This is a genomic window from Mesorhizobium sp. M0816 (genome assembly GCF_040320005.1).
Classification (GTDB): Bacteria; Pseudomonadota; Alphaproteobacteria; order Rhizobiales; family Rhizobiaceae; genus Mesorhizobium.
The window spans coordinates 77518-99648 of record NZ_JAMYOT010000020.1 but is presented as its reverse complement, the minus strand read 5'-3'; the positions used below and the strand labels follow the sequence as shown (position 1 = coordinate 99648).

Below are 22131 nucleotides of genomic sequence, written 5' to 3'. Positions count from 1 at the left end.
ATATCTGAACGGCGCGCCTCTGTCGGACCGGGCTAGTGCTGAAGCCCGGTGATCATGGCGACGATCTCGTTCTTGTCGGTCTCGCTGGTCCTGCGCACGCCGATCTGTTTGCCACGTCTCAGAACACAGATCCGATCTGAGAGCCTGAACACCTGGTCGAGGCTGTGGCTGATGATCAGCACGCCAATGTTGCGCTGCTTCAGCGACAGAACAATCGTCTCGACCTTGGCGGTCTCGGCAACGCCGAGCGCGGCGGTTGGCTCGTCGAGCAGGATCAGCTTGCTTGCCCAGTGCGTGGCGCGCGCGATCGCCACGCCCTGGCGCTGCCCGCCCGAAAGATCGCGGATGGTGGCGTGAGCCGATGGGATGCGAACGTCGAGATCCTTCACCAGCTTTTCGGTGTCGTCGATCATCCGGCGTCGGTCGAGCAGGCCGAAGCGGTTCACCGGCTCGCGGCCAAGAAACATGTTCATGTAGACGGTCTGCTGATCGGCGAGCGCCAGGTCCTGATAGACCACCTCAATGCCGTGGGCGCGCGCCATGGTGGCGCTCGACATTGCCACCGCCTGCCCCTCGATGATGATCGTCCCGGATGTCGGAGCATGCACCCCCGTCACGATTTTGACCAGCGTCGACTTGCCGGCACCGTTATCGCCGACCAACGCCACTATCTCGCCGGGATAGAGCTCGAGCGAGAAATTTTCGATGGCGGTGAGGCCGCCGAAATTCTTGCGGATGTCGCGCAGCTGCAAAACAGGGCCCGTGCCGGTCGTGGTCGCGTTCATCACTTGCTCCTAGACAGGCCAGGCAGCGGTTTCGCCAAAACCGTTTTCGATCGTTTCGACTTGGGGCGCCCCCTTTGAGACACCGGAGATGCCGACCACGTAGGCGCGGGTCACGAACGCCTGGCCGCGAAAGCCGAACACCGCCGTGTCGCCGGGGCGTGGAGCATTGGCGCCGCTAGCGTCAATCATTGCGTAATAGTCGATTGCCGCAGGCGGCGGCACCTCGACGCTTCTGAGCGCGGCGGCGGCCGTGGTGGGTTCTGCGGACACGATTGCCTTCACCTCGTAGTCCGGAAAGATCGGATCGATATAGAAGCCGCCACCCAGGCAGTAGGCTTTGCCGCCAGACAAATGCGAGACCTCGGTCAAATACAGAACGGCAGGGAGCTCCGGCAGATCCTCCATGACGTGCAGCGCGGTGGTGCCGGCCAAGCCATTGCCCGGTTCACATTGCGTGGCGCCGGCTTCGGCCAGCGCGCCAATCAGGACACTCGACGTTGTGCCGGGCGCGTTCACCTCTATGTTGCTGCGGCCGGACTTGGCGAGCGCTTCGGCAGCTCTGCCCAGTGTCGCCAGATTGTGTGTCGGCAGGACCGTTCGCGTGGTCTGGTCGAACAACAGCGCCGGGAAGGTGGTGATACCAGCGAACCGTGCGCCGTCGAGACCATCCAGTTTTTCGGCGACCGCGGCGATATCGGCCGCCTCAAAACCACCTTCGTGGCCGCGGTAGAAAACGTCACCATCGGCGCGGATGCGGGCAAGCAGGTTTTGCGTGTACCCGGCGAGCCTTGCGCCGGCAGCGGCTTCTTCAGCCTTGGTGTCGTTGAAGACGGTCCAATAGTCCGGCCTGAACGTTTTGGCCGCCGCATTGGCCTCGTGCCTTGCGATCTGCTGCAGGTGGCCAAGATGACCGAGCCTCAGGCCGGCTCTGTGCGTTGCCCGCGCGCAGGCCATGTCGACGGCAACGGCCTGATCGATGCCGCCACGCTTGAGCGCATGGCAGAACGAACTGGCGCGGCCGACCTGCTTGGTCATGGCGAAAATCTTCAGGCCGAACCGGTCGGCCTCGCGCTTCAGGACCCGGACGTTGCTTTCGACGGCATCGAGGTCGAGCACATAGGAATTAGCCGGCAGCTTTCCTTCCTGGTGCAGGCGCGTGGCGCTTTCTATAAAGCTCGGATTGCGGCGCCGCAGAACATCGAGGAACATGACAAAACTCCTTCAACGGGACTTTTCGCGCAGCGATACGGCGACCGCCGCAAGAATGATCAAGCCGCGCACGATCATCTGGTCGGAGACGGACAGGCCCATCAGGATGAGGCCGTTGTTCAGCATGCCCATCATCAGCGAGCCGACCAGCGCACCGACAATCGATCCCTTGCCGCCGTTAAGCAGGGTTCCGCCGACAATGACGGCCGCTATCACCGTCATAAGGTCGGTTTCGCCGAGCGTATATTTCGCAGCCTGCAGCCGGCCGGCATAGAGCAGCCCGGCAAGGCCGGCGAGCCCGCCGCTTATGGTCAGAACGGCCAGCCTTATCTGCGCCACGCTAATGCCGGAAACACTGGCGGCACGGCTGTTGTCGCCGGTGGCCAGCACATGGGCGCCGAAGCGCGTCTCGCGAAAGATGAGATGCGCGATCGCAACGGCAATGACCGTCCACCAGATCAACGACGGGACACCCAGCAAAGAACCCGAGCCGAAGAAACCGGTGAAGGCGTCGTTGGTGACCGGGATCGACCGCAAATCGGTCATCGAGCGAGATACCCCGGCAAACAACCCGAGCGTCGCCAGCGTTACCAGGAATGAAGGCAACTTGACGTAAGCCACGAGGGCGCCGTTGAGCAGGCCGATCAGCAGGCCGGCGCCGAGGCCGGCCAGCACCCCGGCCAACAAGCCGTAGGCGTTTATCGCCACCGCGGCGGCAAGGGCTGCCACGGCAACGATCGAACCTATCGAAAGATCAATCTCGCCCGCCGACATGACAAAGACGAGGCCGATCGCCATGATCGTCACGGGTGCTGTCTGCAGCACGATGTTCGACAGGTTGCGGACCGTCAGAAAACCGCTGTCCTTCAGTACGATCGCGAAGAACAGGAAGATCGCCAGAAATCCGAGATAGACGACATATTGCTGCAGGTTGAAGCGGCTGACCAAGCTCGCTGCCCGGCCGGGGCTGGTGTTGATACTCGACATTCTCACTTCCTCCGGCGGGGCGCCATTGTCTGCCGCTACTTCATGGCGGCCGCGACGGTCGCGGGCACGTCCTTGTTGAGGGACCGCTTCCACCCGTCCTTGACAGTGTCCTTGGTGACGGCGAGGGAATCGACCACGATGAACGGCGCGGCCTTCTTGCCGATCAACGAGGCGGCCGTGGCGCGTGCCAGCGTCACGCCGATGTCGTAGGCTTCGTCTGCGATGAGTGCCGCAACGTTGCCGCCTTTCACCATGTCCAATGCCGCCGGTTCGTTCAGGTCGAGCGTGACGATTTTGGTGTGGCTGTTGCCGGCCGCCCGCAATGTGGACAGCACGCTAAGCGCCGGCTCAGCCCAGGTAACGTAGATACCGTCGAGGTCTGGGTGCTGTGTGATCATCGCCTGCGCGATTTCCTCGCTGCGCGCGGGGTCGGCCATTCCGGCCTCGGCCACGATCTTCATGTCCGGATAGTCCTGCTCGATCGTGTGCTTGAATGCTCCATCGCGCTGGTTGGTGACGTAGAAATCGGCATCGTGAAAGATGTAGCCGACCTTGCCCTGCTTGCCGAGCGCGTCGGCCATTGCGATCCCGGCCTTGTTGCCCATCTGGAAAAGGTCGTCCGAAACGATGGTCACATAGTCCTTGTCCTGAACGTAGCCTGCCGGCGAATTGTCGACGAATCCCAATTTCACGCCGGCCTGGCGCGCAGGATCATAGACGGTGGCCGCACTTGCGGGATCGACCGGTAGGGACAGTATGATCGAGGGCTTTTTGGCGAGTACTGTCTCGACGTCGGATTTCTGCCGGGCTGCATCAAAGCCAGCGTCGGTCTGAGCGACCACCCTGATGCCGAGCCGCTTCAACTCGTCCTGGGCGCCGCTGTTCACCGCGTTGGTGTATTCGCTCATCTCATGCCAGACCAGCGCGGCGGTGTATTTGCCGTCCTTGATCTGCTGCTCCTCAGCTGGTGTGAGCACGACGCTCTTTGCCGGCGTCGGCTTTTCCCCGTTCGGTCCCGTGGTGGTGCCCTCGGCTGCGAAGGCGTTGGCGGCGACGAGCGCTACCAGTGCCGACAACATTCCAATTGCTGTGCGCATGTCAGTTCCCCTTGCTTTTATGGTGTCGGCGGCCCTGATTGGCCGCCGGGCATTCGCCTGTCACTTGGCTGCGTCGAGCACCGATTGCGGCGCGTCGCGGTTCAACGAGTCCTTCCAGCCCTGCGCAACGTTCTGCTTGGTCACGGTAAGCGCCGGGGCAACGACGAAGGCCGGCGTCTCCTGGCCGAGCAGCGCCTTGACGCCGACAGCGGCCATGGCGCGACCGAGCTCATACGCCTTGTCGGCCACCAGTGCGGTCACGTTGCCGCCCTTGACCATATCGAGCGCGACCGGTTCGGCGAGGTCGAGCGTAACGATCTTGGTCTTGGTGTTTCCGCTTGCCCGCAAGGCCGACAGCACGCCGTCGGCCGGTTCGGCCCAGGTGACGTAGATGCCGTCAAGGTCGGGATGCTGCACGAGCATGGCGCTGGCCAGCTCTTCTGCCCGCGCCGGATCGGAGATCCCCTGCTCGGCGACGATCTTGATACCGGGATAATCCTTCTCGATCGTTGTCTTGAAAGCCTGGTCGCGCTGGTTCGTCACATAGTAACTGGCGTCGTGGAAGATGTAGCCGACCTTGCCCTTGCCATCGAGCGCCTTGGCCAGTGCATCGGCCGCCTGCTTGCCCATCTGGAACAGGTCGTCAGTGACGATGGCGGCATAGTCGGTTCCGTGCTTGTAGCCTTTCGGCAGATTGGAAAGGAATACCAGCTTGGTGCCGTCGGTGAGCGCCTGACGGAACGCCTCGGCCGAAGTGACCGGATCGAGGGGCAGGGACAGGATGACGTTTGGCTTCGCCGCGAGCGCGGTTTCGATGTCGCTGCGCTGGCGCGCGGCGTCAAAGCCCGCGTCGGTGGTGGCGACGATTTGAATGCCGGCACGGGCAAATTCATCCTTGGCACCGGACGTGACCGCATTGGTGAAGTCTGAGGAGGTGTGCCACAGCAGCGCGGCCTTGTAGCCCTTCTCCTTTACTGCGGCCAGGTCTGCGTCCGACAATCTAACCTCGGCGCTGGGTGTCGCCGTCTCGCCGCTTGGTCCCACTGTCTGTGCGCCGGCTCCGCCGGCCAACAGCATAAGGCTGCCTGCAAGTGCTGTAGCAACAAGTCTGTCTATCAGCATGGTAGTTCTCCCATTTTCGCTCTCAGTTGTCCTTCATTCCGTAACGCCGCAATACTCCACCATGAACCGGGCGAAGCCTACGACGCCCGCCAGATATTCCTCGACATCGACGTGTTCGTCGAAGGTGTGGCAGTTGCGAATGTCGCCTGGCGCGCAGTACACGGCGGGGATGCCGAGCCGGTTGGTGAAAAATGATGACTCTGACCAGAATGGCGCGCCTTCGATGGCGCCGCGACCAGCCATCGATCGGGCCATGGCGGCAGCAAGAGCGCCGACCTCCGGCCTGTCAGGTGCAATCTCGGCGGCGTTACCCCCGAGCGGATGATCGCGGCCTGCCGGATAGGCGTACGCCAACATAATTTCGGGATCGGTGATGGCGCCGCGCACCACTGCCTCGATTTCGGCGGCGGCCTCGTCCAGCGACTCGCCGGGCAACAGCTTGCGGATCAGCGACAACGTGCAGCGTTCGGGCACCGCGATGTAGCCGCCGCCCGCAAGCCCGGTGATCAGCAGGAAGCCACGCCCAATCAGCGGGTGCTCGGCTCTTGTTGCAACATCTTCCGAATGCTTCCATAGCGCGCTCATCACGGCGTGGCTTGCACGCAAGGCATCCTTGCCGAGTTCGGGTACGCCGAAATAGGCTGATCGTCCGGTGATGGTGATGTCGGTAATGAAGAAGCCAATTTGGGCCGGATAAACCGAAAGGCGGGTAGGCTCCACATAGACGACGAAATCGGGCGCCAAGACTTCGCCTCTCTCGATGCGGCCGACGAAGTCCTTGATGCCGGCGGAGACGCCGGTTCCAGGCTGGCCGCTCTCCTCGTCGCCGACGAAGGCAAAGGCAACATCGCCGGCCAGTTGGATGTCGGCGGTGTCGAGCAGAGAGAGTGCCGACAGCGCGGAGCAGATGCCGGCCTTGAGGTCACCAGCGCCGCGGCCCCAGATCTGCCCGTCGATCATTGGCGCGGCAAACGGATCCTGCTTGGTGGTGCCAGCCCAGTGCTCGCGCCAGCCCTCGACATGGACCGTATCGGTGTGGCCGATGAAGAGCAGCCGCTTGCCGGCGCCAGCACCTTTGCGCTCACCCCAGACGTTGGGCCGGCCGGGCGCGAATTCCGCACGCCGAATTTCGCTCAAGCCAAGCACGCGCATCCGGTCTTCAAGGAAGGCGACAAAGTTTTCTTCGTGACCGGTTATGCTTTCGCGGCCGATTGCCCCCTGCAGAAGCTCCACCGCTGCGTCGCGATCGAGGGCGGCGCGCAAGCGGGCGGTGATGTCCTTTAAGGCGGTCATAGCGTGGCCTCGCGCAGCACGGCCGAACTGGCTGGGGGGAGCGAAATGCGTCCGTCGGGCGCGTCGACGCCGAACAGTGTGTTGTGCAACTGGCTGAGCCCGATGGCGGCAGCGCCGATGAGCGCTGCCCGCGACCCCAGTTCGCTGGCCTCAACGGCGATAGGATAGGGGAAGCAGCGCGGCAGCAGGTCCCTAACGCGCAACAGGATTTCCGGCCGCAGCCCGATCGAGCCGCCCAGGACGACCTTTTGCGGATTGGCAATTGCCGCTATGGCCACAATGCCTTGCGCCAGGTAGCGCGCGGTTTCTTCGAGCACCGTCGCGGCATGCCTGTCTCCGGCCAATGCACTGTGGAAAATCGTCGGCACGTTGACGATGTTGCCCGTCAGCGCTGCGTAGCGTTCAACCATGGCGTTGGTTGCGACCACGCGCTCGAAAGCGCCGGCGCGCAACGATGTCGGCGCGAAAGGATCGGCGCCAATCGGCAAAAAGCCCATCTCGCCGGCTGCATTGCTGGCGCCCCGCACCAGATTGCCTCCAACCATGAGGCCGCTGCCGATACCGGTACCCAGCGCTATGAAGGCGAGATTGTCGATACCGCGGCCGCACCCCTGCCAGTTCTCGCCGAGCACCGCCAGATTGACATCGTTCTCGATCACTACATGAAACCCGAATGCCTGCTCGAAAGCGCGAACGACATTCATCGTGCCAAAGCCGGCAATATTCGGGGCAAGCAGGACGCGGCCCGTCTTCTTGTCAGGTGCGCCGGGAACACCAATCACCGCCAGCCTTATCTTTGTGCGCGAGATTCGGTGCCTCTCGGCCGCCTGAAGCGCCAGATCCACGATCTGGTCGACGATGAACTGTCCGCCCCGAGGATCGGTCGGCGCCGTTTCCTCCGCGAATATCTGGCAGGCAAGATCGGTGAGGGCGACCCGGACTTTGGCGCCGCCGAGGTCGACGGCCGCGATGTAGGCCGCGTCAAATACGAGTTCGTAAGTGACAGCCGTGCGTCCGACATGTCCGCTCGTGCGCCCTGTCTCCTGCACCCAGCCTTCCTGCTCGAGTGTCCTGACGATCTCGGAGATTGTCTGCTTGGACAAGCCGGTCTGCTTTGCGATCGAAGCGCGCGAGATCGGCCCGCCTTGCACGATCGCCTCCATGACGGAGCGCTGCGAGAACTGACGAGAAATGCGCGGGACGTCGTTCAACAGCGGCTCCGATTAATTCGTTCTATGACCGAACTTAATAATCATTTTGGACGGCCGTCAACTGGCCGCTCAAAATCAGGATGCGTCTAGCTTCAGCACGCAGGGCAATAGGATTAGAGTTCAATAGGTTAGGAGTTGACGGCCGCCTAATTCTCAAACTGCCACTTTCTACCTAGGTGCAGTATGAGAGCGTTAAGAGGTCAATGAGATAGCACCTTGCGGGTGTGGTGAAACTGCTAGACGCGCTGGATTCAAAATCCAGTTCCGAAAGGAGTGTCGGTTCGATTCCGACCACCCGTCCGAGCATGCACATCGTAGCGTCGTCGGGCGGGATGGTGATGGCGGAGGACCGCTATCCACGGAATCGCGTCAAATCACCAGTACCTACATCGGCTATTTGAGGTTCGCCTCAAGCTTTTCATCCCCAAAAGAATTGCCTCCCAGGTGCGGCTCGATATCCGAAGCTTGGCTATCCTGTGCCACATGCTTGCCCTCACGTCCGCACCCTAAGGGCTTGCTCCAGTCTGTCGGCGATCTGTGTGACGATATAGGCAATCACCATGTAGATCACGACGGCAATCACGAACGCTTCGAGGTAGTAGTAATTCAGCGCGGCGGTCAACTGGGACTGGGCGAAGATGTCGACAACCTCGATGGCGAACCCGAGGGAAAGCGCCTTCATGATCACCATCATCGAGGTTGTCAGGTCTGGAATTGCGGTGAGGGCCACCTGGGGAAATAGGATCCGTCGGAACAGTTGGCCGCTTGTATAGCCCAGCGAATGGGCGGCGTCCGACTGACCGGTATCGAAGGCGTTGAGGGCTCCTTTGATGATCTCCGCTTGGAACGCCGCAACACAACCGGTGACTGCAATGACAAGGATTACCCAGTTGGGCGTTTCGTGGGCGTTGAAGTTGATCCCGAGCAACGAGAGCAGGAACTGGAGTGCCGGGGGCAGACCGAAATAGGCGAGGAAAATCACGATCACCATCGGAACGCCCTTGAAGACGACCTTGTAGGCCATGATGAGCTCTCGCAGCACGGGAATCCGCCTATGTTCGACGAGCGCAAAAAGGCTGCCGACGATCGTCGACAGGGCGAAAATCGTGAACGCCATGGCAAGCGTTACGGGTACGGCGCCCAGAATTTCCCGCGAGTCTTGGAGCAAAATGTCGGTATCAAACATGGTCGAATACCCTCGTTACGTCACACGCTCGCGACGGCCGCGTTCTTGATCTGAGCTGTTGTCGTTGTCTCTGGCGCTTGCATCGGGGAGCGGAGCTCGAAGAAGCGCACGACGAGCCACGCGACAAGGCACATCAGCGAATAGATAACCGCCAGCACGAGGTACGTTTCGAACTGGTACTGGTTATAGTCGCGCTCCATGATCAAGTGCGCGGTCGCCATCACGTCCGCAGCCCCGATGTACATGACCAGCGCAACGTTATGGATCAGGTAGATGATGGAGTTTCCATAGCCCGGCAATGCGAAGTGCACCGCTTGCGGGCCAACGACGCGGGTGATTTTCTGGCGGAAGGTATATCCCAGACTGTCGGCCGCATCATGCTGGCCGCGATCGACGGCCAGGTATGCAGGTCGCATGACTTCCGACAGATACCCTCCATGATAGAGGCTCAGCCCCACCATCGCAGCGATCGTTGCAGAAATAAAATCCTTGGCGCCGAACAGGATCACCAACAAGGGCAGCCCATAGAACGCGACGAACAACTGCAGGACGACGGGAACACTCCGGGCATAGGACACGTAGAGGTCAGTCAGATGACTGATTACCGGTATCCTCCGAACCCGGAGTGTTGTCGCGACGAGAGCCAAGCAAAAGCCGACGACCATGGCCGTAAAGGTAATGGCGAGCGTCAGCGGCAACGCCGAGAGCAGCTCGGGAATCATAGCAGAAACATCCACTTTGAAACGCTCCTTCTTTCAATTCAGCCTTACCGCTGGCTATCGCTATAGTGTGGCGAAAGGTCCTGTTACTTCATGTATTTGACGATGTCCTCGCCGAACCATTTCTGCGAGAGTTTTTCGATCGTGCCATCGTCTTTTAATTCCTTGAGAACCTTGTTCACGTCGTCGGCTAAAACCTTGTTTTCGTCCGACCTGTGAATCAGCATGTAGGTGTTGTTGCTGAAGACCGGATCGGATGCCACAATATCGAGCTTCTTTTCCTCGATGACGGTCTGCTCACCGAGATTAGACGGCAAGACAAGCGCGTCGAATTTGCCGTTCTGAACTTCGTCCAGGCGGTTCGGATAGGGAATACCGGCGCTAGATGCCGTTACTTCAAGCTTGTATTGTGGATTTTCTTTTTGCCAATTCATGATGAACTTGTATGTTCCACCGCCGGCCGTGGTCGGAACGATCCTCTTGCCGACCAAGTCCTTCATTTCCTTTATGCCGCTGCCTTTTTTGCTGTAGATCTTCATCAGGCTGGCGCCCATGGGGTTTTCCGGAATGAAGAACTGCTTGGCGCGCTCAGGCGACTTGTAGTAGCCACCGACCGCGATGTCGTACTTGCCCGTGGCGAGGCCGGTTTCCTGCGCGATATCCGAAACACCTTCCATCTCAAACTTGTACTGCGGGAGCTTTGCGTTGATCGCTCTCAGAAGATCGGGCTCATAGCCTTGCGGCTCGACGCCGATCGCGCCCCATGCCAGCGGCTTGGATTCGGCAGACGTCGCGATCTTGATCGTGCGAACGGTCTGACCATAGCTGATCCCTGCGGTTGCAAGGGCAATTGCGATGCTGCCAGCGACAGCCAAGGCATAGCGACGGGAAAAATTGGATTTGATAGCAGACATTTCTTGGTTCCCTTCTTGTTTGGACTATTGAAATGCGAGTTCTGACTGCAGGAATTGAGCAAGTCTTGGGCTGGAAGGTGCATCGAAGATCTCAGCCGGACTGCCATCGGCGGCAACGACGCCCCGATCCATGAAGACGATGCGGTTTGAGATGCTTTTTGCAAATTGCATCTCGTGGGTCACAAGCAGCGAAGTGATGCCAGAGGACGTGACGTCTCTAATCACCTTCAGAACTTCGCCAACAAGTTCAGGATCCAGCGATGACGTGGGCTCATCGAAGAGGATCACATCCGGACGAACTGCCAACGCACGTGCAATACCGGTACGCTGGAGCTGACCGCCCGAGAGCTGGGATGGGTAGCTGTCTCGCTTCGAGGAGAGGCCAACCCGCTCAAGCTCCCGTTGGGCGATTTCCTGCGCTTCTTCCCTGGATTTGCGCTGCACCACAACGAGCGGATCCATAACGTTCTGAATCACCGTCATGTTCTTGAAGACGTTGAACTGCTGGAAGACCATGGCTGTTCGCAACCGTATCGCCTGGACCGCGGTCTTGTCGGCATGCTGGTAATCCATCTGGATCTGATCGAACCCGATGGTCCCGGATGACGGCTTGGCCAGGTAGTTGATGCACTTCAGCAGCGTGGTCTTACCGGTGCCGCTAGGCCCGATAATCGACACCACATCTCCGCGTTTCACCGAAAGATTAACGCCGTTCAGGACCTGCGTGCTTCCGTAGGACAGTTTTATATCTTTGAGTTCGAGCATTTCTGATTGGTGTCCTTCATTTCCTAGAGGAGGGACAAACAGCCAGAACAGCTGGATGATTGCGGAGCAGCCAAGAACTCATCTGCATTGGTTCCCTCTTATCCTTATGAGCCACCAGTTCAGCTGGCTCTGATTGGAGACGCCTGGGCGTGGTGATGATACGCAATGTCATTTCCCGGTCTCCGCATGGCCGAGAACGTGCATCAGCCGGTTTGCCCAGCCGAAGATCGAGATGGCGTGGATAAGGTCGATGATCTCGGCATCATTCATGCCGACGGATCGCAGCGTGGCGATATCGTCTGCGGTCGCTTCCGAAGGCGCCGCCGACAGCCGGCGGGCAAAGCTGTAGATTGCCGCATCGCGCGGCCCAAGCTTTTCGGGTTCGTCGAGGTACAGCGCGGTGACCACATCGTCGCTCTTGGTCAACTCCGCATGTCGGCGGGCGTGAACAACGGCACAGAATTTGCAACCATTGACCATCGAGGCGCCCAAGGCGCCAAGCTCGCGATCGGGACGGGCGAGCCCACCCTCGACGTACATGATCGCGTTGAACAAGATGGTGCGGGCAAGATAGCTTTCCGGATCATGCACAAGGGTCCGTACATATTCCGAAACTTTCTTGGCGGAGGGTGTAACCTTCATCGCATTGAGCTGTTCCGGCGTGGCCTCGGATAGCTCGACCGGCGCGATGTATGGCTGCCAGTTCAGCGGCTTCAGGCGCACCGAGGAAATCATGCCGACCTCATCAGTCTTAAGCCCGTCGCCACCCGCGTCTGGAAGTTGATGAAGGCAATCAGTTCGGAGAGCGCGACGATCTGCGGATTGTTCAACCCGGCTTTGGCGAGCAGGGCGATGTGGCTCGCCTCCGCCCTTTTCGGTGTCAGCGTGATCAGGTCGACATGCCTGGCGATGGTCGCCAACGGTTCCTCCAGATCCTTTTCCCCGCGGGCCAAGGCCAGAAGCTGCTCCGTCGAACCAAGCTGAGCCAGTTGCACATCATATTCGGCCATCAGGACTGGATCAGCATTCAGAGCGGCCATGCGATGGGCCAGAGCAACCCTCAAATTCGGCGCTAGCCCCTGATCGTTTGCCGGCTGTAGGACTGAGAGGCGACATTCCTCCGCCCCTTGAACGAATTCGGGCCGAAACCGACGCGCGGTGAAAAGAGCATCGTCCGGGGAAATCCCCGCGGCCTTATCCATGGCGTCGATCACAGTGCGGCCTCCTTATGCAACGTTGAATCGACCCATTCGTCCCCCAGAAGTTCCGGGATGTCGTAAGCGATCAGATTGGCGAAGTGGGTTTCGACATCTTCGGCAAACAGCGATGCGGCAATGCCGCGGACCAGACGGTCGGCCCCGGCGCTGACGGCTGGGATGTCGCCGGAGACCTTGCCGTGGGTCAGCATGGCGGCGTCGTTGAAGCAGTGGATATGCGCCAGCATCGGGCAGGAGCCGGGGACGCGTTCGCGAAACTCGAAGGCGGGACCGAGATCCGGCGCGTCCGACATGCCTGCACGAGCCGGCCCCATATCCGGCCTATATCGGCCATCCGACCAGGTGCGGATATGTGGGGCGATCGCCGCAAATTCCGGGCGGCCGCTGAAGTCATTTGAAAAGCCGGTTGCCGCGATCAGGAAGTCGTAGCGAATCGGCCCCTGCGTGGTTTCCACCAGCAGGGTCCCTGCCTCCTCCTTCACCGCAACTATGCCGCAGTCAAGAAGGAACCGAGCATTGGGGTGGCGAGACACGCGGAGTGTCGATGAACGCGGCGGCGGTGTCTGGGTCGAGGCGGTATAATCGAAGAATTTCCACTTCCAGGCATCGGGCAAGTGATGCATGCCGAGTACAACACCCGGGCTGCCAATGCCGGTCAGCTTGTTAATGCGCGGCATTTCCTTGCGCCGGATCAACATGTCAACAGAGCCGACTCCCGCCTCGAGTGCCGTTGCGGCATTATCCATGGAAGAGGCACCGGCACCGATCACCGCCACGCGCTTGCCTTTCAGCGCATCGAAATCGATGTCGTCGGCAGAATGGGCCCAATAGGCACGATCGATGCCGCTGAGGAAATCGGGCACGGCAAAACCGCCCAAACCGGACCGACCGGTGGCCAGAACGAGACGACGGGTGAGGACCTGGCCGGTTTCCGCGCCCTCGACATCGATCGCAATCAGATCTCCAACGGGTGCCAGTCCGGTCATGCGCACGCTGTTGCGCACCGGCAGACCGAGAACCTTGCGGTACCAGACCAGGTAGTCCATCCACTGGCCCTTGGGGATTTTGTCCAGCGACCGCCAGGCCTCAACGCCCCATTGCGCCGTGAACCAGGCGCGGAACGTCAATTGCGGCAGGCCAAGCGACGGACCGTGCAGGGTTTTCGGCGACCGGAGCGTTTGCATGCGGGCAAACGTTACCCATGGTCCTTCGAGCCCGGCCCTAGCCGCATCATAGGCCACGACATTGGTTATCCCGGTCAGTACCAGCTTTGCCGTGGCAGCAAGTCCGCACATGCCGGCGCCGATCACCACGACATCACGGACCGGCACGCCATCGCGCGAACGCGCGGGAACCCATGGCTTGGCGGGCAGTTCGAGAAAGTCGAGATCCTGCGCGAACTGTGCTTCGAGCGCAGCAAGACCTGTCGACGTTGGCGCGGCGGGGGTATGCTTCATATTCCCGTTCCGTGATTTGTGCCGGATGCAGGATCGTTCACCAATTGGCCAGCGAGGGTCGGATCTAGTTTCTTGAAGCCGACGATCGACCGTTCAGCCACCGCCTCGACCGCATCCATCAACGCCTGCGCGACTGGACGGAGGGGGCGTTTCTCGGCAGCCACAACGCCCCAATAGAAAAGAACGGTCACGTCGATCGGGCGAATGACGACCCCGGGCAAGGCCACGCCATAGGCGGTGAGAGGATCGATGACAGCCGCAACGCCAGTCCGCCGAACGATCTGCAACGCGCCATATGCTGTATTCGTCCGGATCACTGGCCCGGTGTCGATGCCCCTGGCCGCCAATGCCTTGGAGACATGCAACTGGAAACGTAGGGGGTTGAGCAATGTGGCGACGCGGCGACCGGCAAAAGCGGAAAGCGGTATGACGTCAAGTTCAGCCAGCGGATCGTCCTCCCGCACGGCAGCAACATCAGGCGCCGAATAGAGCCTCAGGACATCCAGACCGGGCGTATCGAGCGGCAAGCTCGAAAACCCGATCTCGGCACGTCCGCTGCGCACTTCCTGCGCGACGATCGAGGGGAGAAACTGCCCGAGATGCGTCTCGTCTGGAAGCTCGACACCGTTGAGCTCGGCCATAGCCGTCGGGATCAAGCCAGTTCCGATCGCAGAGGTCGCAACGATTTGCAGAATCCGACCTTTGCCGGCGGCAATCATCTTGGCCCGCGCCGCTAGCTCGGTGAAGGACATCAGCAAGCGCCGCGCCTCCTCCTCGAAGGCCACACCCTCCTCGGACAACTGCACCCGCCGACCGACACGGTGCAGCAATTCGAAGCCGAGCTCCGCCTCGAGATCCTGAATGGTGCGTGTCACCGAAGGCTGGGAACACCCGAGCATCTCGGCAGCCTTGGTGATGCTGCCACTGGCAGCAACAGCAAGAAAGGCCTGTAGATCTCGTGTTTCCATTTACGCCTACATGCGCGTTGTGTATGGATAAGATCGTCTCATGCGGATTTGATATATGTCAAGGCGGAAATAATATGGCCGGAGACGCCTCGGTGATTCGCCGTACGGTCGGAATGATTCGCAAGCCCACAGAGCGTCGCCGGCCGTCTCGGCCGTGTGGCTCGAACGCGTTCCAGCTGAACCCCATGGATGACGATTTCATGGGTAGCCAGGCTCAAGGAAGCGATAGGTTTCGATCGAGTTGTGCCTGCCTGCTGGGCGTGCATGCAATGGCGGTCGCCGCGCTGCGATACATAAAGACTGGAACAGGAGAAATCCTATGAGGGTGAGTATTCTGGGGGCCGGCGCAATTGCTTACGGCCTTGCTGCCTACTTGGCGGAGGCGGGGCACGATCCAATGCTTTGGTCGCCGTCGGGAGAGCGCACCAAGGCACTGGCCACCGGCGAATCGCTAACGGCTACGGGCGCTATCGAGGCAACGGTGTCGGTGCGTATCGCCAAGGATTGTAAAGATGCCATTGCCAATGCGGACGTGGTGATGATCGCGCTGCCGGCTTACGGCCACAAGATGGTGATGGATGCTGCCACTCCTTATCTGAGCGAGGGTGTACCGGTCATCATCAGCTCGCATAGTTCTTTCGGGGCGCTGTATCTCTCCAAGCAACTGGCAAAGCGCAAGGTCAGCCTGCCGATCGTCGTCTGGGGCACAACGCTCGTGACCGGCCGCCAGCTCGGACCGACTGAAATCGATGTTGTCACCGTTCGCCAGAAGCTTGATGTTGCGACGCTGCCTTTCGATGCGCTGGACCAAGGATTCGAGCTTTGTACGGCCCTGTTCGGCGATCGTTTCGTCAAGCGCGACGGCCTGCTTGCGATCGCGCTCAGCAACCTCAATCCGCAGAACCATCTGGGGATTGCCCTTCTCAATCTCACACGCATGGAGAAGGCCGAGCAGTGGAGCCAGGGTGGAAACGTCACGCCGGCCGTCGGACGCTTTGTCGAGGCTCTGGACGCCGAACGATTGGCGATCGCCGCCCATTTTGGAATTGCCGTGCGCACAGTTGAAGAGCATTTTTCATTGTCGTTTCACGTCCCCATTGGCACCGTTTCGGAAATGAACCAGGAGATGGATCGCCAAGGCCGCGGCGGCTTCGGCCCGTCAACTATCGAAAGCCGCTATGTTCTCGAGGACGTTCCTTTCGGGCTGCTACCGACGGTACTTTTGGGGAAGATCAGTGGAAATCCAGCGATCCTCCATGAGTCTGGAATCAACATATTCTCGGCAGCCTATGGTCGCGATCTCAAGAGAGACAACAATATCCTTCCAGCACTCGGCATCGAAGGACTGGCAAAAGCGGATATTGAAAACCTTTGCCGTAAGGGATTTTGACGAGACAAAGAGCTGCGCCGCTGATCCGATTCGGCATGAGCGGCGACTATTCTCCAAATCCTAACGAATGGTTGTTGCTTAAACCAGAATCGAGGCCGCTCTGAGGCTTGTCGTATCCCCTCCAGGAGGATAGTATCAAGATATGAGCCAGCAATCTCACGTCCACGAAACCCACCCCGATATCGTCAAGCGCCTGAAACGGGCCGACGGACATCTCAAGGGCGTCATCGAAATGATCGAAGCGGGTCGGCCCTGCCTCGACCTTGCCCAGCAGCTTCATGCTGTCGAGAAGGCCATTTCGCAAGCCAAGAAGACCCTGATCCAGGATCATCTCAACCATTGCCTTGAAGACGTCGTCGGGCCGCTGGCGCGCGAGCAGCGCCGCTCGATCGACGAGTTCAAGGACATCACCAAGTACCTGTGAGAAGCGCCAGATGGACAAAGTTCGCGATTGGTTCGGGTTTGGCCCGATGACGCATGGCATGGGCGGCCACGGACATGATCACGGTGATGGCGGCCATGGCCACACACACGGCGTCATCGATCCGACGATCGCCACGACAACGCGCGGCATCTGGGCGATCAAATGGTCATTCGTCGTTCTGGCCATTACGGCAGGGCTTCAGCTCGTGGTAGTGTTCCTCTCCGGCAGCGTGGCGCTGCTGGCCGACACGATCCACAATGGCGGCGACGCGGTTACTGCTATTCCGCTGTGGATCGCGTTCGTGCTGGCCCGCCGCAAACCGAGCAAGACGTTCACCTATGGCCTGGGCCGGGTCGAGGATCTGGCCGGGATCGTCATCGTTCTCATCATCCTCTTCAGTGCCATCGTCGCTGGCTATGAGGCGATCGACAGGCTGATCAATCCGCGTCCCATCGCATTTCTTGGCTGGGTCGCCATCGCCGGCCTCATAGGCTTCATCGGCAATGAAGCGGTCGCCGTATTTCGTATCCGCGTCGGGCGAGAGATCAACAGCGCTGCGCTGATCGCGGACGGCTACCATGCTCGCACCGACGGCTTTACCAGCTTCGCGGTCGTGCTGGGCGCTATTGGCGTATGGCTGGGCTTTCCGCTTGCCGATCCGATCATAGGACTGCTGATCACCGTGGCGATCTTCGCCATCGTCTGGCAGTCGTCGAAAGCCGTGTTGACGCGCATGCTCGATGGTGTCGAGCCCGCCATCATCGACGAAATCCATCATGCCGCCGAGCATGTGTCGGGCATCGGGCGCGTTGAAAGCGTGCAGGCACGCTGGATCGGACATCGCCTGCATGCCGACGTCGCCATCAGTGTTCCGGAGATGGCGACGGCCAAGGACGTGCTGGGCGTAACCGATGCCCTCAAGCAGGAGTTGTTCGCCCATTTGCCGGCGTTGGTGGAAGCCAATGTCCGCCTGTTGAGCCCGGCCGCGCCGGCCGTCACTGGCGCGGAAACCTCTCATGCTCACCATCATGCGCCGGAGCCCTTTAAGGTCGCCTGCGGTCTGGCTGCGGGGACGTTGGAAATCGTCGACACACCGGCCGGCGAGCGGATACGGCTGACCATCGATCGCCACGCCGACGATCTGGCAGCGACGGTGATCATCGACCGGCCCGGCGGGCCGGAGACGCTTCGCCTCGAACCTGTCGGCGACAACCATCACCGCCTTGAGAGCACCGTCGCCCCTGCCGAACCGCATGAGTTCCAGGCAAGTCTGGTGCTGACCGCGAAAGATCGCGAACAGGTGCTGCCGTTCAAGATGGTCGAACCCGAAGGTCACCATCATTAGGTCGACTGGCGGATATGCGGTTCAATGACCGATCTCGCGGCCTATGCTGGTCTGTTCCTGGCGGCCTTGCTCGCCGCTACGATCCTGCCGATGCAATCGGAAGCAGTGCTGGTCGGGCTGCTGTTTGCGGATTACTCGCCCTGGCTGCTCATCGGAGTCGCGAGCGTCGGCAACGTGCTTGGATCGGTGATCAACTGGCGGCTCGGGCGAGGCATCGAGCGCTTTCGGGGCCAACGGTGGTTTCCGATGAACCACGCGCAACTGGACCGCGCGCAAATGTGGTATCGGCGCTATGGAAAATGGTCGCTCCTGCTGAGTTGGCTGCCGGTTGTCGGTGATGCCCTGACTGTCGTCGCGGGCGTCCTGTGCGAGCCTTTTCGGGTTTTCCTTTTGCTGGTCACTGCCGCCAAGGTCGGCCGTTATCTTGTTCTTGCCGCCGTGACGCTGAGCGTGATCTGACGTCGCGAACCTTCTCGAAGCTGAGCTGGTTAGGTCGGCTGGTTCGAAGGAACCAGCCCAAGAGCCCGTCTGATGCACGCGGACGGGAAGCCTAGCTCTTTTTGACGGCGACCTTGTCGAGGGCTGCGCGCAGGCCTTTCGCCAGCTTCTGCGCATCGCGCGACCGGCCAACCAAGCTACGGCGCAGCGCTCCAGCCAACAGCGACATTGTTAAGACATTCCCGTGGCCGCGCGCCAGGCCTGCATAACGAAGCTGTGCTGGTTCCAGATCATCAGCGCTCCACTCACAGCCATGAGCGCGACCACAAGGCCGCGGAATTGTCGTCCACTCAGGCGTTCGAGCCAGGGCTTGGCCAGCAGATTGGCAAGCGCAGCGCCCAAACCCGCGGCTGCGCCGTACATGGCCGCCTGACCACCGAGCGCGCCGAGTCCGGTGAATACCGCGACCTTGACGACATCGGTCACAAACGAGTTCACGGATTTCGTGGCGACCAACGTCTCCTTCTCCGAACCGTAGTTCAGATAGAGCGAATTCAAGACGGGTCCCACCGAGCCCATCAGCGCCGACAACAGCGCGACGATCAGGCCGGCCGGGAGGAACCACCAGCGGCGGGCTCGGTAGCTCCGCTCGCGCGCGCCGCCGCGAAATTCCCAGACTGCACTGATCAGATAGATCCCTATGAGTATCTGGAGCCATTCCGCCCGACTGTTGGCGAAGAGCCAGGAGCCCGCCGCGGCACCGGCGATGGCGCCGGGCAGGTACCAACGGACCAGGCTCCAATCGATGTCGCGCCGGAAGGCCAGGGCGCGGATGGGATTGCCGATGAGCTCGGTCAAGGTGATGACCGGCGCAACCGCCGCGCTCCCTGTGATGAAAGTCACGGCGGGGATCAGCAATAGACCTCCGCCTCCGGCCGAGAGGGTGTTCAGTGTCCAGGTGAGGAACCCCGCCAACGCCAGGAGGCCTAGTCTAATCCAGTCCATCCGATCAGAACGAAGCGGGCCTTTGATCGTTCCGAACGCGTCGGTTCGCAAAAGCCCGGCCCGCCCCTTGAGTCTCGTGTGCGATGGAAAGGTGATCTCAGGCGCAATGCTGGTGGCAGAAAGACGCCGTGCCAGCGAACCATTCCCGAGGCGGCGGGAAGAAGGCCGACGATCCCTCCGAGCCGGCCGAACTCCGCCGTTGGACGCGCGCGCGGACGCCCAATCTAGCTCTTTTTGACGGCGACCTTGTCGAGGGCTGCGCGCAGTCCTTTCGCCAGCTTCTGCGCATCGTCGTACGCCCAGAAATGCATGAAGAAGAGCCGCGGTTGCTCATCGAGCATGTGGCTATGCAACGCGGTGATCTCGATGCCGTTGTCCTGCATGGCTTTGATAACCTGATTGACCTCCTTTGCTGTCAGCACAAAATCACCCGTGATCGCCGCCTTGCCGCCACCTGTCGATTGGAAGTTAATCGCTATTGCCGAGCCCATGGCCGCCGGCACTTCCATTCCATTTTCCTCGACCGGCTCAGCGCGCGAGATCGTGAACTGGTAGACCGCACCATTGGCCTTACCCTTATAACCGACGGTTTGGTCGACACCGGCCGTGTCGAACTCGATCTGTGGTGCGGTTTGCGGCTGGGCGCCGCCTCCCATCGGTGTTTTGCTCAGCGCCAATCCGGCATGAAGCGCTGTGGCGAGCGTAACCGGGTCGCCCTGGCCGAAGACGTGCATGTAGAGTGTCATCGGCTCCGCGCGCAGCAAGTGGTTGTGTACCGCAGTGATCTCGATCCCGCTTTCTTCAAGCTTCTTCATGACCGGGTTCACCTCGTCCTGCGTCAGAACGATGTCGCCCATGACCATTGCCTGATCTCCCATGGGTTCGAACGCGATCCAGCCTCCAAGCGCAAATCCGGGTTTCAGGGCCACGCCGTCGAGCGAAACCTTCAGGTCCGTTCGCGGCAGCCCGACCCGGTAGACGCCATCAGGCGTCTCGGTTCCGGATTTGCCGAGCGCCTTAGCGATTGTTTGCCAATCGGGTGCCGCCGATGCCGGTTGGAGCAGCGCCGACATCGCGATCAGCATTGCTCCGGTCACGAGTTTTGCATGCATGGGATTTCTCCTTGTGATCTGCCCCCATTGCCCAATTCGTCATGCGGCTGCTGGCTTCGTGGCGGGAGGCCAGCTGTGCGTTTCCGCTCTGCGGCCCGAAGCCCACGCGTAGAGCGCGTCATAGATGACGAAGCCGTGCTTCAGCACCTCGTGGTCGTCAGGCGTCAGGTCCCGCAAACCCATGGAGATCGCCAGCAGCCCCGCCGACTGTGGCGTGAGATCGTGCCGGTCCGTGTCGGCACCGCGCACTATCGCGGCAATGGTCACGATCGCCGGGTCGCGCTCGAGGCCGTATTTCGAAACGAAGGTATCGAAACTGCAGCCGTCGCCGACATGGGTGAATTCGACGCCGGGCACGTCATAAGGCGTGGCGCCCGTTTCCTGGGCAATTCGGATCACCTGATCGGGCGGCACGAACAGGAACTCAGGTTCTTTGTCGATGAAGCGCGCAATCAGCCAGGGGCAGGCTATGCGATCGATGACCGGACGTTCGCGGGTAATCCATTTCATGGCGCAATCCTTTCTTCGTTGATTATCAGAGGGACAGTGCGCGCGCCGATCGCATGCCAGGCGGCAATGCCGCCCGAAAGCGCACTTGCGTCGACGCCGCGACGGCGCAGTTCGGCGACGGCGTCGCCGCTGACCTGGAAGCCGTAAAGGCAATAGACGACAACCGGCCTGTCTTTCGATAGCTCATCTGCCCAATCGGCGATCTTTTCGGGGGCTCGGAGCTTGGCCCCCGGCAGCATATCGCTGCGCTTTGCCAAATCCTCGGCAAGGCAGACGTCGAGCACCACGAGATCTTCTCCTTGATCGAGGTGCGTGCGCAGTTCCTCTGCGCAATCGCTGGAACCGCATCGTCCGATGCCGATCCTGTTGAAAGATCACGCTGCGCGACGGCCCGGCGGTGGCGGGCAGCGACCCGTTCCCAATGGATGTTCTTCATAAAGGCATCGACATAGGCGCCGGCCTTGGTGCCGAAATCCATGTGGTAGGCATGTTCGTACATGTCGAGCGCAAGGATCGGCATGCCGCCGGCAAGACAGTTGGTGTGGTCCGCCGCCCATTGGATCGTCAGTCGGTCGCGCCGCTCCGACCAGGTCAGTAGGGTCCATCCCGAGCCTCCGGCCTGCGCCTTGGCACAAGCCATGAACTTGGCGCGCCAGGAGGATACGCTGCCGAAGTCGCGCTCCAGTGCCGCAGCGAGATCGCCTCCGGCATCGCCGGAGCCACCGAGCCCATCGAAATAGATCTCGTGCAGGATCGCTGAATTGGCGGCGACCAGTTCCTCGCGCTTCAGACCGTTGATGTCGAAAACTGGCGCCGCGCCCCAGTCGAGCCCGTCGAGCCGCTGTTCGATGGCGTTGAGGCGACGAACGGCACCCCCGTAGTTGTTTTCGTAGTGGCTTACCAACAGCCGCTCGGAGAGGCCGACGAGCCGAGGCGGCTTGAACGGCAGCGGCATGATCTGGTGTGGCATCGGTTTC

Annotated in this window: 23 protein-coding genes, 1 tRNA gene and 1 pseudogene; 5 read left to right on the top strand and 20 right to left on the bottom strand. The window is 60.8% G+C overall.

The features are described from left to right. Positions 1-32: 32 nt before the first annotated feature. From NKI17_RS26280 to NKI17_RS26250, 7 genes are read right to left on the bottom strand one after another with little or no spacing between them, the layout of a single operon-like run. Positions 33-785 carry an ATP-binding cassette domain-containing protein gene (locus NKI17_RS26280; protein ID WP_352699541.1) on the bottom strand — a complete coding sequence of 251 codons (753 nt, stop codon included), beginning with the start codon at positions 783-785 and terminating at the stop codon, positions 33-35. A gap of 9 nt (positions 786-794) precedes the next feature. Beyond that, entirely contained in the window at positions 795-1994 is a 1200-nt protein-coding gene (locus NKI17_RS26275) for an alanine racemase (RefSeq protein ID WP_352699543.1), read from the bottom strand. Positions 1995-2006: 12 nt separating this feature from the next. Beyond that, on the bottom strand, positions 2007-2981 hold the full coding sequence (locus tag NKI17_RS26270) for an ABC transporter permease (RefSeq protein ID WP_352621950.1): 975 nt from the start codon (positions 2979-2981) through the stop codon (positions 2007-2009). A 35-nt stretch (positions 2982-3016) separates the two neighbouring features. Beyond that, positions 3017-4078, bottom strand: coding sequence for a substrate-binding domain-containing protein (locus NKI17_RS26265; RefSeq protein WP_352699545.1), 1062 nt, complete (start codon positions 4076-4078; stop codon positions 3017-3019). 60 nt (positions 4079-4138) lie between these two features. After that, positions 4139-5200, bottom strand: a complete 1062-nt coding sequence (locus NKI17_RS26260) for a substrate-binding domain-containing protein (protein WP_352621947.1) — start codon at positions 5198-5200, stop codon at positions 4139-4141. 33 nt (positions 5201-5233) lie between these two features. Beyond that, complete coding sequence (locus NKI17_RS26255; protein WP_352907000.1) at positions 5234-6493, bottom strand: M20 family metallopeptidase; 1260 nt, start codon at positions 6491-6493, stop codon at positions 5234-5236. Next, on the bottom strand, positions 6490-7704 hold the full coding sequence (locus NKI17_RS26250; protein ID WP_352699549.1) for an ROK family transcriptional regulator: 1215 nt from the start codon (positions 7702-7704) through the stop codon (positions 6490-6492). Before NKI17_RS26250 ends, NKI17_RS26255 begins: the two co-directional genes overlap by 4 nt. A gap of 218 nt (positions 7705-7922) precedes the next feature. On the opposite strand from NKI17_RS26250, the gene NKI17_RS26245 reads away from it, so the two are divergent. Further along, a tRNA-Leu gene (locus NKI17_RS26245) sits at positions 7923-8004 on the top strand. Between the two features lie 193 nt (positions 8005-8197). On the opposite strand, the gene NKI17_RS26240 is transcribed toward NKI17_RS26245, so the two are convergent. The 8 genes from NKI17_RS26240 to NKI17_RS26205 all read right to left on the bottom strand — a co-directional run bounded on the left by NKI17_RS26240 (position 8198) and on the right by NKI17_RS26205 (position 14930). Next, entirely contained in the window at positions 8198-8890 is a 693-nt protein-coding gene (locus NKI17_RS26240; RefSeq protein WP_352699551.1) for an amino acid ABC transporter permease, read from the bottom strand. A gap of 20 nt (positions 8891-8910) precedes the next feature. Beyond that, on the bottom strand, positions 8911-9627 hold the full coding sequence (locus NKI17_RS26235; RefSeq protein WP_023679367.1) for an amino acid ABC transporter permease: 717 nt from the start codon (positions 9625-9627) through the stop codon (positions 8911-8913). Between the two features lie 68 nt (positions 9628-9695). After that, positions 9696-10523, bottom strand: a complete 828-nt coding sequence (locus tag NKI17_RS26230) for a transporter substrate-binding domain-containing protein (RefSeq protein ID WP_352644377.1) — start codon at positions 10521-10523, stop codon at positions 9696-9698. Positions 10524-10547: 24 nt separating this feature from the next. After that, on the bottom strand, positions 10548-11288 hold the full coding sequence (locus NKI17_RS26225; protein WP_023679366.1) for an amino acid ABC transporter ATP-binding protein: 741 nt from the start codon (positions 11286-11288) through the stop codon (positions 10548-10550). Between the two features lie 168 nt (positions 11289-11456). Next, the gene (locus NKI17_RS26220; protein WP_023679365.1) at positions 11457-12023 is read right to left on the bottom strand and encodes a peroxidase-related enzyme; all 567 of its coding nucleotides are present in this window, start codon (positions 12021-12023) and stop codon (positions 11457-11459) included. Beyond that, a complete protein-coding gene (locus tag NKI17_RS26215) occupies positions 12020-12502 on the bottom strand; it encodes a CMD domain-containing protein (protein ID WP_352622741.1) in 483 nt (160 codons plus the stop codon). The genes NKI17_RS26220 and NKI17_RS26215 overlap by 4 nt, the downstream gene beginning before the upstream one ends. Beyond that, entirely contained in the window at positions 12499-13962 is a 1464-nt protein-coding gene (locus tag NKI17_RS26210) for an NAD(P)-binding domain-containing protein (RefSeq protein ID WP_023679363.1), read from the bottom strand. Before NKI17_RS26210 ends, NKI17_RS26215 begins: the two co-directional genes overlap by 4 nt. Then, positions 13959-14930, bottom strand: a complete 972-nt coding sequence (locus NKI17_RS26205) for a LysR family transcriptional regulator (protein WP_023679362.1) — start codon at positions 14928-14930, stop codon at positions 13959-13961. Before NKI17_RS26205 ends, NKI17_RS26210 begins: the two co-directional genes overlap by 4 nt. 319 nt (positions 14931-15249) lie before the next feature. On the opposite strand from NKI17_RS26205, the gene NKI17_RS26200 reads away from it, so the two are divergent. From NKI17_RS26200 to NKI17_RS26185, 4 genes are all read left to right on the top strand, one after another. Continuing rightward, on the top strand, positions 15250-16320 hold the full coding sequence (locus NKI17_RS26200; RefSeq protein ID WP_352644367.1) for an NAD/NADP octopine/nopaline dehydrogenase family protein: 1071 nt from the start codon (positions 15250-15252) through the stop codon (positions 16318-16320). A 142-nt stretch (positions 16321-16462) separates the two neighbouring features. Continuing rightward, entirely contained in the window at positions 16463-16744 is a 282-nt protein-coding gene (locus NKI17_RS26195) for a metal-sensing transcriptional repressor (protein WP_352622689.1), read from the top strand. A gap of 10 nt (positions 16745-16754) precedes the next feature. Then, complete coding sequence (locus NKI17_RS26190; protein ID WP_352756203.1) at positions 16755-18089, top strand: cation diffusion facilitator family transporter; 1335 nt, start codon at positions 16755-16757, stop codon at positions 18087-18089. 24 nt (positions 18090-18113) lie between these two features. Beyond that, positions 18114-18548 carry a YqaA family protein gene (locus tag NKI17_RS26185; RefSeq protein WP_352699558.1) on the top strand — a complete coding sequence of 145 codons (435 nt, stop codon included), beginning with the start codon at positions 18114-18116 and terminating at the stop codon, positions 18546-18548. 210 nt (positions 18549-18758) lie between these two features. Here NKI17_RS26185 and NKI17_RS26180 read toward each other — a convergent pair whose 3' ends face one another. The 5 genes and pseudogenes from NKI17_RS26180 to NKI17_RS26160 form a co-directional block, all read right to left on the bottom strand. After that, the gene (locus NKI17_RS26180; protein WP_352699748.1) at positions 18759-19532 is read right to left on the bottom strand and encodes a sulfite exporter TauE/SafE family protein; all 774 of its coding nucleotides are present in this window, start codon (positions 19530-19532) and stop codon (positions 18759-18761) included. Positions 19533-19756: 224 nt separating this feature from the next. Beyond that, positions 19757-20617 (bottom strand): DUF1259 domain-containing protein, encoded by an 861-nt coding sequence (locus tag NKI17_RS26175; protein WP_352906999.1) that lies wholly within the window; start codon positions 20615-20617, stop codon positions 19757-19759. 66 nt (positions 20618-20683) lie between these two features. Continuing rightward, positions 20684-21154 (bottom strand): chromate resistance protein ChrB domain-containing protein, encoded by a 471-nt coding sequence (locus tag NKI17_RS26170; protein WP_352906998.1) that lies wholly within the window; start codon positions 21152-21154, stop codon positions 20684-20686. Continuing rightward, complete coding sequence (locus NKI17_RS26165) at positions 21151-21438, bottom strand: rhodanese-like domain-containing protein (protein WP_352907006.1); 288 nt, start codon at positions 21436-21438, stop codon at positions 21151-21153. The genes NKI17_RS26170 and NKI17_RS26165 overlap by 4 nt, the downstream gene beginning before the upstream one ends. 176 nt (positions 21439-21614) lie before the next feature. Beyond that, positions 21615-22109 (bottom strand): annotated as a pseudogene (locus NKI17_RS26160) (superoxide dismutase); the annotation flags it as partial. Positions 22110-22131 lie beyond the last annotated feature (22 nt).

Bases quoted from the DNA above. Each gene is read 5' to 3' on its own strand.
- NKI17_RS26200 (WP_352644367.1), top strand. From the start codon at position 15,250: ATGAGGGTGAGTATTCTGGGGGCCGGCGCAATTGCTTACGGCCTTGCT.
- NKI17_RS26225 (WP_023679366.1), bottom strand. From the start codon at position 11,288: ATGCTCGAACTCAAAGATATAAAACTGTCCTACGGAAGCACGCAGGTC.
- NKI17_RS26280 (WP_352699541.1), bottom strand. From the start codon at position 785: ATGAACGCGACCACGACCGGCACGGGCCCTGTTTTGCAGCTGCGCGAC.
- NKI17_RS26275 (WP_352699543.1), bottom strand. From the start codon at position 1,994: ATGTTCCTCGATGTTCTGCGGCGCCGCAATCCGAGCTTTATAGAAAGC.
- NKI17_RS26230 (WP_352644377.1), bottom strand. From the start codon at position 10,523: ATGTCTGCTATCAAATCCAATTTTTCCCGTCGCTATGCCTTGGCTGTC.
- NKI17_RS26210 (WP_023679363.1), bottom strand. From the start codon at position 13,962: ATGAAGCATACCCCCGCCGCGCCAACGTCGACAGGTCTTGCTGCGCTC.
- NKI17_RS26185 (WP_352699558.1), top strand. From the start codon at position 18,114: ATGACCGATCTCGCGGCCTATGCTGGTCTGTTCCTGGCGGCCTTGCTC.
- NKI17_RS26240 (WP_352699551.1), bottom strand. From the start codon at position 8,890: ATGTTTGATACCGACATTTTGCTCCAAGACTCGCGGGAAATTCTGGGC.
- NKI17_RS26175 (WP_352906999.1), bottom strand. From the start codon at position 20,617: ATGCTGATCGCGATGTCGGCGCTGCTCCAACCGGCATCGGCGGCACCC.
- NKI17_RS26205 (WP_023679362.1), bottom strand. From the start codon at position 14,930: ATGGAAACACGAGATCTACAGGCCTTTCTTGCTGTTGCTGCCAGTGGC.
- NKI17_RS26255 (WP_352907000.1), bottom strand. From the start codon at position 6,493: ATGACCGCCTTAAAGGACATCACCGCCCGCTTGCGCGCCGCCCTCGAT.
- NKI17_RS26220 (WP_023679365.1), bottom strand. From the start codon at position 12,023: ATGATTTCCTCGGTGCGCCTGAAGCCGCTGAACTGGCAGCCATACATC.
- NKI17_RS26190 (WP_352756203.1), top strand. From the start codon at position 16,755: ATGGACAAAGTTCGCGATTGGTTCGGGTTTGGCCCGATGACGCATGGC.
- NKI17_RS26260 (WP_352621947.1), bottom strand. From the start codon at position 5,200: ATGCTGATAGACAGACTTGTTGCTACAGCACTTGCAGGCAGCCTTATG.
- NKI17_RS26195 (WP_352622689.1), top strand. From the start codon at position 16,463: ATGAGCCAGCAATCTCACGTCCACGAAACCCACCCCGATATCGTCAAG.
- NKI17_RS26180 (WP_352699748.1), bottom strand. From the start codon at position 19,532: ATGGACTGGATTAGACTAGGCCTCCTGGCGTTGGCGGGGTTCCTCACC.
- NKI17_RS26170 (WP_352906998.1), bottom strand. From the start codon at position 21,154: ATGAAATGGATTACCCGCGAACGTCCGGTCATCGATCGCATAGCCTGC.
- NKI17_RS26265 (WP_352699545.1), bottom strand. From the start codon at position 4,078: ATGCGCACAGCAATTGGAATGTTGTCGGCACTGGTAGCGCTCGTCGCC.
- NKI17_RS26270 (WP_352621950.1), bottom strand. From the start codon at position 2,981: ATGTCGAGTATCAACACCAGCCCCGGCCGGGCAGCGAGCTTGGTCAGC.